Source organism: Vibrio gazogenes, from assembly GCF_002196515.1.
Lineage (GTDB): Bacteria > Pseudomonadota > Gammaproteobacteria > Enterobacterales > Vibrionaceae > Vibrio > Vibrio gazogenes_A.
The window spans coordinates 1839518-1852983 of sequence record NZ_CP018835.1 but is presented as its reverse complement, the minus strand read 5'-3'; the positions used below and the strand labels follow the sequence as shown (position 1 = coordinate 1852983).

At 47.8% G+C, this 13466-nt stretch carries 12 protein-coding genes; 5 read left to right on the top strand and 7 right to left on the bottom strand.

Annotated elements, in window-relative coordinates; all coding sequences use genetic code 11:
• Window positions 1-2 precede the first annotated feature (2 nt).
• The gene (locus tag BSQ33_RS08380; protein ID WP_088133842.1) at window positions 3-1211 is read right to left on the bottom strand and encodes a tetratricopeptide repeat protein 38 family protein; all 1209 of its coding nucleotides are present in this window, start codon (window positions 1209-1211) and stop codon (window positions 3-5) included.
• Window positions 1212-1336: 125 nt separating this feature from the next.
• Here BSQ33_RS08380 and BSQ33_RS08375 point away from each other — a divergent pair, with 125 nt between their 5' ends.
• Window positions 1337-2215, top strand: a complete 879-nt coding sequence (locus BSQ33_RS08375) for a LysR family transcriptional regulator (protein WP_021021216.1) — start codon at window positions 1337-1339, stop codon at window positions 2213-2215.
• Window positions 2216-2973: 758 nt separating this feature from the next.
• On the opposite strand, the gene catB is transcribed toward BSQ33_RS08375, so the two are convergent.
• Together catB and BSQ33_RS08360 are read right to left on the bottom strand one after the other, a co-directional pair.
• Window positions 2974-3606: a type B chloramphenicol O-acetyltransferase gene (gene catB / locus BSQ33_RS08365; RefSeq protein ID WP_088133840.1), complete on the bottom strand. Its 633-nt coding sequence runs from the start codon at window positions 3604-3606 to the stop codon at window positions 2974-2976.
• Window positions 3607-3700: 94 nt separating this feature from the next.
• Window positions 3701-4021, bottom strand: coding sequence for an antibiotic biosynthesis monooxygenase family protein (locus tag BSQ33_RS08360; protein ID WP_088133839.1), 321 nt, complete (start codon window positions 4019-4021; stop codon window positions 3701-3703).
• A gap of 316 nt (window positions 4022-4337) precedes the next feature.
• Here BSQ33_RS08360 and BSQ33_RS21970 point away from each other — a divergent pair, with 316 nt between their 5' ends.
• Entirely contained in the window at window positions 4338-4613 is a 276-nt protein-coding gene (locus BSQ33_RS21970) for a hypothetical protein (protein ID WP_021021212.1), read from the top strand.
• A 94-nt stretch (window positions 4614-4707) separates the two neighbouring features.
• Here the strand turns inward: BSQ33_RS21970 and BSQ33_RS08350 are convergent, their stop codons facing one another.
• From BSQ33_RS08350 to BSQ33_RS08335, 4 genes are all read right to left on the bottom strand, one after another.
• Window positions 4708-5055: a GFA family protein gene (locus BSQ33_RS08350; protein WP_088133838.1), complete on the bottom strand. Its 348-nt coding sequence runs from the start codon at window positions 5053-5055 to the stop codon at window positions 4708-4710.
• 309 nt (window positions 5056-5364) lie between these two features.
• Window positions 5365-6354, bottom strand: coding sequence for an L-arabinose ABC transporter permease AraH (gene araH / locus BSQ33_RS08345; RefSeq protein WP_021021211.1), 990 nt, complete (start codon window positions 6352-6354; stop codon window positions 5365-5367).
• A gap of 12 nt (window positions 6355-6366) precedes the next feature.
• Window positions 6367-7884 carry an L-arabinose ABC transporter ATP-binding protein AraG gene (gene araG, locus BSQ33_RS08340; RefSeq protein ID WP_021021210.1) on the bottom strand — a complete coding sequence of 506 codons (1518 nt, stop codon included), beginning with the start codon at window positions 7882-7884 and terminating at the stop codon, window positions 6367-6369.
• 54 nt (window positions 7885-7938) lie between these two features.
• Window positions 7939-8943 carry an arabinose ABC transporter substrate-binding protein gene (locus BSQ33_RS08335; protein ID WP_021021209.1) on the bottom strand — a complete coding sequence of 335 codons (1005 nt, stop codon included), beginning with the start codon at window positions 8941-8943 and terminating at the stop codon, window positions 7939-7941.
• A 498-nt stretch (window positions 8944-9441) separates the two neighbouring features.
• On the opposite strand from BSQ33_RS08335, the gene BSQ33_RS08330 reads away from it, so the two are divergent.
• The 3 genes from BSQ33_RS08330 to araA are packed head-to-tail and all read left to right on the top strand — an operon-like array spanning window position 9442 to window position 13430.
• Window positions 9442-11160, top strand: coding sequence for a ribulokinase (locus BSQ33_RS08330; RefSeq protein WP_088133837.1), 1719 nt, complete (start codon window positions 9442-9444; stop codon window positions 11158-11160).
• 56 nt (window positions 11161-11216) lie between these two features.
• A complete protein-coding gene (locus BSQ33_RS08325; RefSeq protein ID WP_088134558.1) occupies window positions 11217-11918 on the top strand; it encodes an L-ribulose-5-phosphate 4-epimerase in 702 nt (233 codons plus the stop codon).
• Window positions 11919-11927: 9 nt separating this feature from the next.
• Window positions 11928-13430, top strand: coding sequence for an L-arabinose isomerase (araA, locus tag BSQ33_RS08320; protein WP_021021206.1), 1503 nt, complete (start codon window positions 11928-11930; stop codon window positions 13428-13430).
• The last annotated feature ends 36 nt before the right edge of the window (window positions 13431-13466 follow it).

Here is a 13466-nt window from a genome sequence, read left to right as displayed (position 1 = left end):
GATTAACTCGCTATATTGAGAGCGTACTGTGCGTGTTGCGCCGCATACGCTTTGGTCAGATGGAGGATATCGCGCTGTGCATGGCTGCCACCGATGAGATGCCAAGACTGCTGGCTTTGTTCCAGTTCCGATAAACAGGTTTGATACTGTCCGAGCGTGAACTGATGAATCGCTCTTAAAATGGCCACCCCAGTACGGTGTGTTTGCGGGTCAATCCCGAAGCCGTCACATTCAGCGATGAGCTTTTCAATCAGAAACGGTTGTTGGGTCGCAGAAAATGACAACGCGGCATGGAGCTTGTGAAGATAAGAAACAGAGTTTTCAATCACGCCTGTCCAGAGTGTTGCAAGCTTCTGCCACTGATTCTGAAACGCATCATCGGTCTGCTTCAGGTGAAGCCGCCATAGAAACCCAACGGCATCGAGGTCCTGTTTTGCAAACGGAGTTTCTTTCATATCACACAAGGTGTAGAAGGTCTCTAAGGCAGCTTCCGGCATCTGATTTTGTTCATAAGCAATGACAAGATGCCAGCAGATATGAATTTTCATTCCGGGATTATTCATCCATGATGAGGACCGGTGATTTAAGAACTCGATGATCTGTTCCCATTGCCCGGTTTCGTGCAACGTGTGGACAACTGCGTGAATACCGTAAACATTGTCAGGACAGCTTTCGATAGAATCCCAGCCAGCGGCTAAGGCGGCTTCATATTGCTGACATTCACACAGTACGAAAGACTTGATTGAGAGATAGAAAGGGTAGAGCGCATGGGTACGGGGTAAAGCCGCTTCACAATGTTCCAATACATCGAGCAACCGCGTCGTTCGGCCGGTACAGAACTCAAACATATGTAAAATATACAGAGCAATCACATCGGTCGGAAAGCGCTTTAAGTGAACTCTCATCAGCGTATAAGCTTGTTCATACTGAAACCGCGCCCAGGCTTCACAAGCCTGATAGATGAGTTTGAATTCAGGTCTTTGGATTTCACGCCAGTTCATTTGGGCGAGATGTAAGTTAAACCGATAAAACTCGCGAATTTCACAACTGGTGGTGCCGTCAAATCCGGCCAAGAGCTGATAGAACGTCTGGTGCGTTTTATTCTGGGGTTGAAAATGTGCCGGAATTTCCTGAAAAGATAAAAAATAGCCGTTAATTTCGGGCCATAAAGATGAAACGCCATCTGTTGAGCGTTGTGACTGATGAACCATACTGCCACTCCTTTGCCATCGTTGTTTTATGGTGTAGACCATAGAAAAGATTTGATTCATATGGTTTTATATGATTATCGATATGATCACTCATAAGGAAATGAGGATTTACTCATGAGGTGGGTATGACATTTACGCAGTTGGAAATATTTTCGGTTTTATCGGATAGTCTGCATTTTACGATTGCGGCCCAGCGGCTTGGCATTTCTCAATCGGGGGTGTCACATGCGATCAAAGCATTAGAAGATGAATTTGGGGTGAAACTGTTTCACCGTCATCAAAGTCGCGTCGAGCTAACCGATATCGGGACTCGGCTGTTAGCGCGATCACGGACTGTGCTGGGTGTCGCAGAAACAATGCGTCAGGAAGCGACCGATGCTCAGGGAATGAAGCAAGGCATGTTGCGTATCGGCTCATTTGGGCCCACTTCCTCCGTCCGTTTGTTGCCGCATATGATTCACCAGTATCAGAAAAAATTTCCGGGGATCGAAGTCTATATCGATGAAGGGCCGGATATGCAGGTGGTTCAGTGGTTGAGAGAGCGTCGTGTCGATGTGTGTTTTGTTGTTTTACCGGAAAATGATCTGGATGTGTTCCCGCTATTAGACGATCAGATGGTCGCGTTACTGCCTGTGGCACATCCACTGAGTCGGCTTGAGTCGGTGACGTTATCGTCACTGTGTTATGACCCGTTTATCTTGACCGGGGCGGGCTCCGGTGAGTGGGTCATTCGTCTGTTTCATGCCGAGAAGCTACAGCCGCAGATTCGCTATCGCACGTCGCAGTTACTCAGTATTTTGTCACTCGTTGAAAGTGGTGATGCGATTTCCGTTGTGGCGGAGTCGTCGCTACCGGATCGTGATTCGGACCGCTATGTCTGTCGGCCATTATCACCACCGATCAAGCGGCGTATCGGGTTGGCGGTATTGGACAGTCATCAGGCCAGCCCTGCGGTCAAGGCATTTATTACCCTTGCTCAACAGTTGCATTCGGTGGGAGCGTGATTGTGTCCTATTCCGGAAGGTCGATGATATCAGGTGGTACATTGATATGAGTAAAAGGTCATTTGTAACGATTTCCCTTGTATTTGTATTGTTTCTATCGATTTTTATTTATGCCTTGATGATACAGTTTGCAGAGGATCGCCAATACAGCCAGAATAGTCTCGATTATTTAATTTTAACGCCTGAAGACATTGTCGATATAAAAGATCTCTGCCAGACAAAACCTCAGTTTAGATATCGTTCAGCGGATGGCCCGAAACCGATGATGATGCAACTAGACTGTCACCTAGACACAAAAAATTTACACTCATATTTATCTCAGAAAAAGTACACTGGAGATAGCACCCACAGGACATACAGACAAGGAACATCTGAAATTATACTGACCGATGTCCAAGATGGCACAGTACAATCCTTAATGTTTCTTGAATACACTCAATAGAATTTGTGCTGAAACGATGTCAATGACCTGTGCGTTATTTCAAACACTGAAAGTGTGGCGGTTTTGTGCAGATAGTTATTGCAGGACACAGGCCAGAAAACGTTCGGTAGATTGGGCTAGCATAAAAGAAGGGGTGAACAAAGAACACCATCAACCCCGACTTTGTGCATATTTCTCAGCAAAATTTTTTGTAATTCAAAGCCCTAACACCTGCTTGCTATCCAGCGTTAATGAAAGCTTCAGCGTTACAGCATGAAACTGATCCTGATACAGGCGATAAGCCGCGTCTTCTGAAGAGGGAGACAGCAGCAGTTGATCAGGATTTTGAGCGCTGCCACTGCTGGAAAAGACCGGCAATATCAGACGAACACAACAACGGCATTGCTTGTTTAATCTGTTCCAACGGCCAATCCCACCATTGCATCTCCAGCAACATTGCAATTTCCGGTTCTGAAAAGCGTTTTCTTATCGCTTTTGCGGGATTACCGCCAACAATGGTGTAGGGTTCGACATCTTTGGTCACCAAAGCCCGGCTACCAATGACTGCACCATGACCGACTTTTACGCCTGCCATGATCATCGCTTCAGAGCCAATCCACACATCGCTGCCTATCACGGTATCTCCGGCACTCTGGTAAGCATTGACTGATTCCGAAAATGCAGGCTCTTCATCCATATAGAAGAAAGGAAATGACGTTACCCAATCATATCGATGACCTTGATTTCCGGCCATGATAAAGGAGGTGCCTGTGCCGATAGAACAAAAGCTGCCGATAATCAGTTTATCCACATCATCGCGATCGGGCAGGAGGTAGCGAGCGCACTCATCAAATGAGTGTCCATGATAGTAACCCGAATAATAGCTATAACGGCCGACTTTGATATTCGGGTTCTTGACTTGTTCTGTCAGCTGTTTTCCCTTAAACGGGCTTTCAAAATAATTTTTCATTTAATGTTTACACCAAAATTCTTGAATTGAATGCCTGCGTCTTTTCGTTGATATCGAAGCATCAATCTCTGATATTTGTTCTGAGGGTTTAAGCTTATTCAATACCGTAGTCTCGTTCGACCTTCGATATCCGAGTTTTGAATGATGAGTACCATTTTTCATGGCCAAGCCTTTGGGCTTCTTGATGCGCTGCATTGGCTTTCCACTGCTTGATGGACTCAAGGTCAGTCCAATATGAAACGGTTATTCCTACCCCTTCTCTTGCGGACTCGATGCCTAAAAATCCCGGTTGTTTTGAAGCTAATTCAACCATCCGGTCGGCCATCTGGTCGTAACCGTTATCACCTTCCGTGCGGTGAGAAGTGAAAATCACCGCGTAGTAAGGCGGTTTCGGTGTGTTAGCGATGAGAGGCATATTTCGTCCTTTTAATATTTCATGCGATTATGATGTCAGTTGTTGACAGAACTTCAACCATTCATCGTCACTTCGCATGGTTGAATACTTGGCTATATTATCGTTGATAAAGCCGACATCCCAATTTGCTCCGGAATCCATGTGAATATGAGCGAAAATTTGAGTTGTTGCGGGCGGTGGGTCTCTGGTATCCGGTTCAGGGGGAACAACATCGCACTCAACTCAAAATAATGACCCGATACGATATCTCTTAAAGGTAATTTACAAAGAATGTCAAAGCGATACAATGAACGCTTCCCCCTCATCACACCACAAAATGACCATGAAACCTGATAGAGTCACAGCGATGCAGTTGATTATTGACCAAGCTAAACGAGAGTTACCGCTTTATGACAGCGACACTTTCCGTTGTGGTACGGAATCCAATTGCATTGGCTGTCCCAAAAAACTGATGGAACTGGTAGAGTCAGAACTTTCTTATTGGGAACACAATCTATCACGAGGGTCTGTGCCTAATTTTGATGACATTCGGCGGTTTGGAAAGCTTTGCAAGAACGTCAAAAGAGGGCTGGTACGTAATCATATTTTGTAGGTTTCGTGTGTTGGCCGTCCGTTTGAAATCGTTTGTATGGAGAATCAGCATTCTAAATCGGGTAAGGTGAGCCCCAGATTTTAGCTGCAACTTATTAGGTGCATGAGTACGACGCACCGTTGATCTTGCGGACAGGGATATTTGAAAGCACTTCATTCTCAGCCATTCTCATATTAACCGCCAAGATATCTTCAGAGCACTTCGGTGTTGTAATGTAATGCGTTAAGCAGCCACATATGTTGCAACGATGAAACTCGACTTCTTTGTCACCCCAACAATAAAAAGCCGTTTGCTCATTCATGTTTATTTGGACCTGCTCAGGAGAATAGTACGCCCAAGCCGCAGCATAACGACGACAAATAGAACAGTTACACTCACCAACTTCTTCAGGGAGCGAATTCAATATTAAGCTAACGTTTCCACAGTGACACTTTAATTCCATTCGATCATTCCCCTGTATTCACCGAACCGTTGTCAGACCGCATCCATAACATTCTTCTGCAATTGTTCTGTATAACATGACTTCTGATGGGAATAAATGGTTGCTCCATTCGTCTCGTCGGGTTGTTTGGATTCGGTGAAACCTTTTTAAAAGCTAACGTGATCGATGCACTCAGCGTAAACATTTACGGCATCGTCATCTTCCCCAAGGCATCGCCTTAAAATATGCAAAGCCCCCGGACAGGGAAATCTGCCGAGGGCTTTGGGGGGGGAGACATTATTTGCTTTTAAATATCAAAGCACCGATAACTTAAACCTTTCTGGATTTTTGTTTGTAGCGGTCAAAAATGACGGCTGCTAACAGAATCGAACCGCGAACCACATACTGTGCGAACGGAGACATATTCAGCAGGTTCATCGCATTCTCGACGGTGCCCAGAATCAGTACCCCTGCAATCACGTAAGAGACTTTGCCGATCCCGCCTTTCAGTGACACACCACCCAGAACACAGGCTGAGATAACGACCAGTTCGAAACCGACGGAAGTCATCGGCTGTCCACTGGTCATCCGTGCTGCGAGGATGACACCGGCCAGCGCAGAAATAAATCCGGATACCGTGAAGATAATCATTTTGGTTTTCACCACGTTGACCCCAGCCAGTCGCGCTGCTTCTTCGTTACCTCCGATGGCGAGCGTATTGCGGCCATAAACCGTCCGATTGAGCAGGAATGCGAAGACAATAAACGTGATAATTGTCAGCCAGATAGGCGTTGGAATACCCAGAACTGAAGAGTTACCCATGGCGAAAAAGCTTTCTTCGGTGATACCGACGGCTTTCCCATCAGAGATAATGTAGCCCAGTCCGCGTGCAATCTGCATGGTCGCCAGTGTGGTGATCAGGGCATTGACCTGTAGTTTGGCGATAACGAAGCCATTGATCAGACCAAAGAATACCCCAGACAATAATCCGGCAATGATGCCGAGGGTGACGCTACTGGTGGCATTGATTGCGACAGCGGTAACAACGCCGGAGCAGGCAATCACTGAGGCAACCGAGAGGTCAAGGTCACCACAGGCAAGGCAGAATAACATTGCGCAAGCGACCATGCCGCTCATGGAGATCGCCAGTCCCAATCCTTTCATATTGATAAAGGTGGCGAAATAAGGCACGAAAAAAGCGCAGAGCAGAAATAGCCCTGCAAAGACAATGAGCATCCCGAATTTGTCCCAGATGTGGGAGAAATCGATGCCCGGTTTCTTCGGCTCATTGGTGTTCGGTTTGGTGGTTGTAATGGCCATTACTGATTTCCTCTATGCTGCAACAGGGTTGCTTGTACCTAACATCGCCAGACGTAATGCGGTTTGTTCATCAAACTGTTCACGTTGTAGCTCTCCGGAGATTGCACCGTCTTTCATGACCAGTAATCGATCGGAGATCCCCAACACTTCTGGCAGGTCACTGGATACCACGAGTACCGCGACACCGTTCTCTGCCAATTTGAAGATCAATTCATAAATTTCAGATTTTGCACCGACATCGATTCCCCGCGTCGGTTCGTCGAGTAGGATGACTTTCATGTCCGTTGATAGCCAACGGGCAAGAATTACTTTTTGCTGGTTGCCGCCTGAGAGCTCACCGATAAGTTGGTCAAGGGAGGCGGCTTTGACGTTCAGTGCTTCGCACTGTAATTGGGCATTTTTCTCTTCCCAGCGATAATCAATGCATCCGCCTGGCTTGAGAAAGTCTGGCCGGGCACTGATATTGGTGTTTTCCCGAACCGAAAGAATCGGCACGATACCGTCAGCTTTACGGTCTTCCGGGCAGAGGGTGACACCAGCACGAATCGCTTCACTGGGAGAGTTGATCCGGACGGTCTCACCTTGGATGGTGATCGTACCGGAAGTTGCTTTATCTGCGCCGAAAATCAGCCGTGTCAGTTCAGTTCGACCGGCACCAACCAGACCGAAGAGTCCGAGAATCTCTCCGCGACGAATGTCGAGAGACACTGGCTGGGTAAGCCCCGGCCCCATCAGCTCGTCAATTTTCAGCCCGCTTTCACCGTATTCGCGGCCGCGGTAATGATAGATATCATTGATTTCTCGTCCGACCATCAGCTCGACGAGTCGGTCATTGGTGAGATCGGTCAATGTATCGAAAGTCTGGACGTGGGTACCGTCTTTGAAAATTGTAATGGCATCACACAGCTCGAAGATTTCTTCCATTCGGTGTGATACATACAGAATGATTTTGCCGTCATCACGTAATTCACGAATGACTTTAAATAAATTCTCGATTTCCCGTTGTGACAAACTACTGGTCGGTTCGTCAAAGGCAATGATGCGTGCATTGCGGCTGAGGGCTTTCGCGATTTCAACCATTTGCCACTGACCAATCGAGAATTCTTTCAGTGGGCGGGAGGGGTCAAAGTCTTCCCCGAGTCGGATTAACTGCTCTCGTGCATTACGGTGAAGGGTTTCCCGATCAACCGATCCATTTTTCGTCGGCAACTGGCCCAGATAAATATTTTCAGCAACACTGAGTTCCGGAACCAGATTCAGCTCCTGATAAATAATCGCAATACCGTGATTGAGTGCATCAACGGTTGAGGAAAATACAGCGGACTGACCATCAATGATCAATTGTCCTTCTGTGGGTTGATAGAGTCCGCTGAGAATTTTCAGCAAGGTCGATTTCCCGGCACCATTTTCGCCCATCAGCGCATGAACACTGCTGCTTTGGACACGAAAATTAATATTCGAGAGCGCTTTTACGCCCGGAAAGTGCTTAGAAATCTGACTAAACTCTAAAGAAGAGGGCAATGCTGCCATAGTGGCCTCCTGTGGGTTCAGAAGGTGGCACAACATTGTGCCACCTGCCGGCAATTACAGTCCTTTTTTCTTCAGTTCTGCTTTGTAGTTTTCGCGGGTAATCAGAACAACATCAGTGACTTCAACGTATTTCTTCGGTTCGACACCATCTTCAACCCATTTATACAGTGATTCGATACTCTTAAAGCCATGAACGTCGGGACTAGGAAGTAACGACCCGTAGAAGCCGGTTGGTTTGGACTTCGCCAGCTCGTTGACGGCATCCACACCATTGATACCAATACCAATCACGTTTTTCGCATCAAAACCTTGACCTTCAGTTGCTCGAACGCCACCCAACACGGTGTTGTCATTCATGCCGACCACCAGCCAATGTTTGACATTCGGATATTGCACCAACAGCGAGTTGGCGGCATCCAGTGCACCGGGAATATCGTTGGTTTTAGTTGGTACGCGATAGATTTGATCTGCTGGGAAGCCAGCTTCTTTCAGTGCTGAGATAGAACCATTGACCCGGCGACGGGCGGTATCGAGTTCATCGGCAGTAATCGCCATGACGGCACTGTCTGCCGGGTTCCATCCGCGTTTGGTCATTTCTTTATATAGCTCTTGTCCCTGACGTTGACCGATTTGACTCGCGGCCATCATCACCAATGGCACATCGGTCATCGGTTTGCCTTTCGCATTGAGGAACTGATCGTCAACGGTGACGACTTTGAGACCATAACTCTTGGCTTTTGCCATAATGGCTGGCCCGAGTTTAGGATCCGGGGTACAAATGACAAAACCTTTGGCACCACTCGCTGCGAGAGTATCGATCGCATTGAGGGTTTTCTCTCCATCGGGGACGGCCATCTTAATCACGTCGAAGCCATACTCTTTGCCGGCTTTTTCCGCAAAATTCCATTCAGTCTGGAACCAAGGTTCTTCTGGTTGTTTTACCAGATAACCGAGTTTAAGCGTGTCATCATCGTTACCAAAGAAAGCATGAGCAGAAGCACTGATTAATGCAGTTCCTGCTAAAGCGGCGACAGCGAGTGTTTTTGTTATCGTCTTCATTTTGCTATTCCATCCACTGGTTGTTGTAGGGGTGTTTCGGGCACATTATTCGTACAAGCCGCTTCGGATTGAAGTGATGAAAATCACAGCAATGAAAGGTAGCGTTTTTGTCCATGCATATAGCGTGAGACAACATGACTCAGATCTCAAAATAATATTAACTTCCGATTTAAATAGCCTTTTATCCTTACACGAATGACTTTTTATGACTTATTTCGTGATAAATCCTAATTAAGCATATTTTTTAAGCGAAACCTCAAAAAAACAGTCGTAACGTTTTTATCCATATTTTTAGCTGTGGTGTTCATGTTCCCTTCTTCGTTCCACCGCTATAACTGACAACAGTGAATATTAACTGTGAGCGCGCGATACCGTCTCATGATGGCGACGATTGATCGGTGGTGATGAACGGTTCGTGATGATGGCTTGCCGATGCCAGTCGTTTGTCGATGGTGATAAGCGTTGCATGGTGCGAGTAACTTGAATATGGGGATAGTTATGGAGAATAGGCAGAAGAGTGAGCCTTATGTGATTGGTCTGGATTTCGGTTCAGATTCAGTCCGGGCTTTATTGGTCAATGCTCGTACCGGTGCTGAGCTGTCATCAGGGGTTGCAGAATATCCCAGATGGAAAGAGGGCAAATACTGTCAACCGGCACAATCGCAGTTTCGTCATCATCCAAAGGATTATTTGGAGTCAATGACACAAGCCATACAAGATGCCGTGGCTCAGGTGAGCACGGATATCGCCCAGTCTGTCGTCGGGATCGGGGTTGATTCAACCGGTTCAACACCGGCACCGATTGATGCCGATGGGCAGGTATTAGCACTACGACCAGAATTTGCCGATAACCCGAACGCCATGTTTATTCTCTGGAAGGATCATACATCAGTCCCCATGGCCGAACGGATTAACCAACTGGCACACAGCAGTGACTTTCCCGATTATACCCGCTATGTCGGTGGGATTTATTCTTCAGAATGGTTCTGGGCCAAAGCTGCCTGGGTCAGTGAGCAAGATGCTGCGGTTGCACAACATGCTTATAGTTGGGTTGAGTTGTGTGACTGGGTACCAGCGGTGCTGAGTGGTCACCAACATCCGGATGTGTTGCGCCGGGGCGTGTGTGCCGCCGGGCACAAAGTTATGTGGCATGAGTCATGGGACGGACTTCCTTCAGAAGCATTCCTGACTGCTGTTTCCCCAACGCTAGCCGGTTTACGGGATCGGATGTATCACGAGGTTTATACCGCGGATCAGGTCGCTGGACATCTGACGGATGAATGGGCCGCTCAACTTGGTTTACCCGCAGGTATCGCGATTGCGGTCGGTGAGTTTGATTGCCATATGGGAGCAGTCGGTGCCGGTGCCGGAGCCCATGACTTGGTTAAAGTGATTGGTACATCGACCTGTGACATCTTGATGGTCGATCCGCAGCAGGTTGCGGACAAGGCGATTGCCGGTATTTGTGGTCAGGTGTTGGGCAGCGCATTACCGAATATGACTGCACTGGAAGCCGGACAGTCTGCGTTCGGGGATATTTATGCTTGGTATAAACGGTTGTTGGTCTGGCCGGTTGAGCAATATTTGCGTGACCATCCCGACGTTAACTTTGATCTGGCTGAGTTTGAAAACGCACTGATTCCACAATTGGCCCAAGCGGCTGCGACCTTAGAAGAGGGCGGTAATCAGGCGCTGGCTGTGGACTGGCATAACGGTCGCCGGACACCGAATGCCAATCAACGTCTCAAAGGCGCGATTGCGGAATTGAACCTTGGTTCGACGGCTGTCGATTTGTTTGCCGGTCTGGTTGAAGCCACTGCACATGGCGCGAAAGCGATTGTGGACTGTTTTGTCAGTCAGGGCGTGGATGTAAACCGACTCATTGCCATTGGTGGGATTTCGCAAAAATCACCTTATGTCATGCAGACCTGTGCCAATGTGATTGGGCGGGACATTGTTGTTGCTGAATCTGAACAGTGTTGTGCGTTGGGTGCGGCAATTTTTGCAGCGGTTGCTGCGGGTGTCTATGCGACCACGCAAGAGGCTCAGACGCAAATGGCAAGTCCAATCAGCCGAACTTATACACCAACCTCCGCGATTTCAAATATCCGGGCAACGCGTTACGACATGTATCGCCATTTAGGTCAGTCACTTGAACAGTTATCTCAGGATCGTTTAGACGATGTGACGTCATCGTCGTCAAAGGAGGATGCATGAATATAGATGTTTCTTTCACGCCGGACTTTGTGGTTAATGCGGCATGGAAAGCCCGGATGGATGTGTTACGGGAACAGGTCTGGAAAGCCAACATGGATTTGCAGAAGCATAATCTTGTGACCTTCACGTGGGGTAATGTTTCCGGCGTTGACCGGGAATCCGGCCTCGTAGTGATTAAGCCGAGTGGGGTCGCTTATGAAGACCTTTCTCCCGCGAATATGGTTGTAGTGAATTTGGCTGGTCAGCGGGTCGAAGGTGATTTGAATCCATCTTCAGATACGGAAACACATTTGGAGTTATATCGGGCCTACCCTGAAATAGGGGGCGTGGTGCACACCCATTCGATGAATGCGACCTCTTGGGCTCAGGCTGGAAAGTCGATTCCACCTTTAGGCACCACACATGCGGATTATTTTTACGGGCATGTGCCGTGCACCCGTTCGCTCTCCGATGCAGAAATTCAACAGGATTATGAACTCAATACCGGCAGAGTGATTGTTGAGACGATAGGAACGGAAGATCCACTTGCCGTGCCGGGCATTATTATCAAAGAACATGGCCCGTTTAGTTGGGGTAAAACGCCCGATCAGGCGGTGCACAATGCTGTGGTACTCGAAACAGTGGCTGAAATGGCATTGAAAACACTGCAAATCAATGCTGGGGTTGAGGCAATCAATCAAAAATTGCTGGATAAGCATTACCTGCGTAAACACGGTAAGAATGCTTATTACGGACAGCAGGAACATCACGAAAAATAAGGATACACGATGAAAATTTTCGATAAGAAACAGATCTGGTTTGTCACAGGTTCCCAGCATCTGTACGGACCAAAGGTCTTGCAGCGCGTTGCTGCCGATAGCCATGAAATCGTTGCCGGACTGAATGCGGCGGCTGATATCTCTGTTGCAGTGGTTGAGCAGGAAGTGGTGAAAACACCGGATGAAATTCTTGAAGTGTGTCGCAGAGCAAATAATGATCCGGACTGTGTCGGCCTGGTGTTATGGATGCACACGTTCTCTCCCGCCAAAATGTGGATTGCCGGCCTGAGCCAACTCAACAAACCGTTCTTGCATTTACACACCCAGTTTAATGCGGAACTTCCGTGGCAAGAGATTGATATGGACTTTATGAACCTCAATCAGAGTGCACATGGTTGTCGGGAATTTGGTTTTATCGGGACACGGTTAAATCTCAACCGGAAAGTGATTACCGGACACTGGAAAGATGTTGCGGTGCATCGTCAAATTGATGATTGGTGTCGCGCAGCGGTTGGTATTGCTGAAGCACAGCAACTCAAAGTGGCCCGTTTTGGTGACAACATGCGCCAAGTTGCAGTGACCGAAGGTAATAAAGTCTCAGCACAGATTCAATTCGGTTATGAAGTTCATGCCTATGGTTTGGGTGATCTGAGCGAGCGGGTTAATGCAGTTGCTGACAATGATGTGTCTGCTTTGATTGATGAATATGCTTCAACTTATGACATTGCCCCCGGCTTACTTACTGATCGGGACTCACTGGCAATCCTTCAACAGGAAGCCCGTCTTGAACTGGGGATGGAGCAGTTTTTGATTGAGCACGGTGCGCGTGCATTTGCCAATACCTTTGAAAATCTGACTGGCTTGACGAACCTTCCGGGCTTGGCGACACAACGCTTGATGGAAAAAGGGTTCGGTTATGGTGGTGAGGGCGACTGGAAAACCGCAGCCATGGTTCGGATGATGAAAGTGATGGGACAAGGCAAGCCCGGTGGAACGTCCTTTATGGAAGATTACACCTATAACTTTAGCGAACGGAGTCAGGTGCTGGGTGCGCATATGCTGGAAGTGTGTCCGTCGATTGCTGCGGCACGGCCAAAAATTGAAATTCACCGGCATACGATCGGGTGTGATTGCCCGATTGCCCGGATGATTTTCACGGGTAAACCGGGTCCGGCCCTGAATGTTTCTGTGATTGATTTAGGGGATCGCTTCCGGATGTTGGTGAATACTGTTGATGCTGTCACACCGCCTCAAGGGTTACCGAATCTACCGGTTGCTCATGCGCTGTGGGAACCGCATCCAAGCCTTGAAATTGCTGCAAGTGCTTGGATTTATGGTGGTGGTGCTCACCACACAGTCTATAGCCAGTCAGTTTCCGTCGATATGCTTGCAGATTATGCTGAGATTGCAGGTATTGAAATGGCGCTGATCGATCAGCAGACTCATTTACGTCAGTATAAACAGGATTTGAAACATAACAGTTTGTACTATCGACTGAATGGTCAGATATAAAATCGGACGGTGCCTGCTTGGGTAGGCACCTCATAA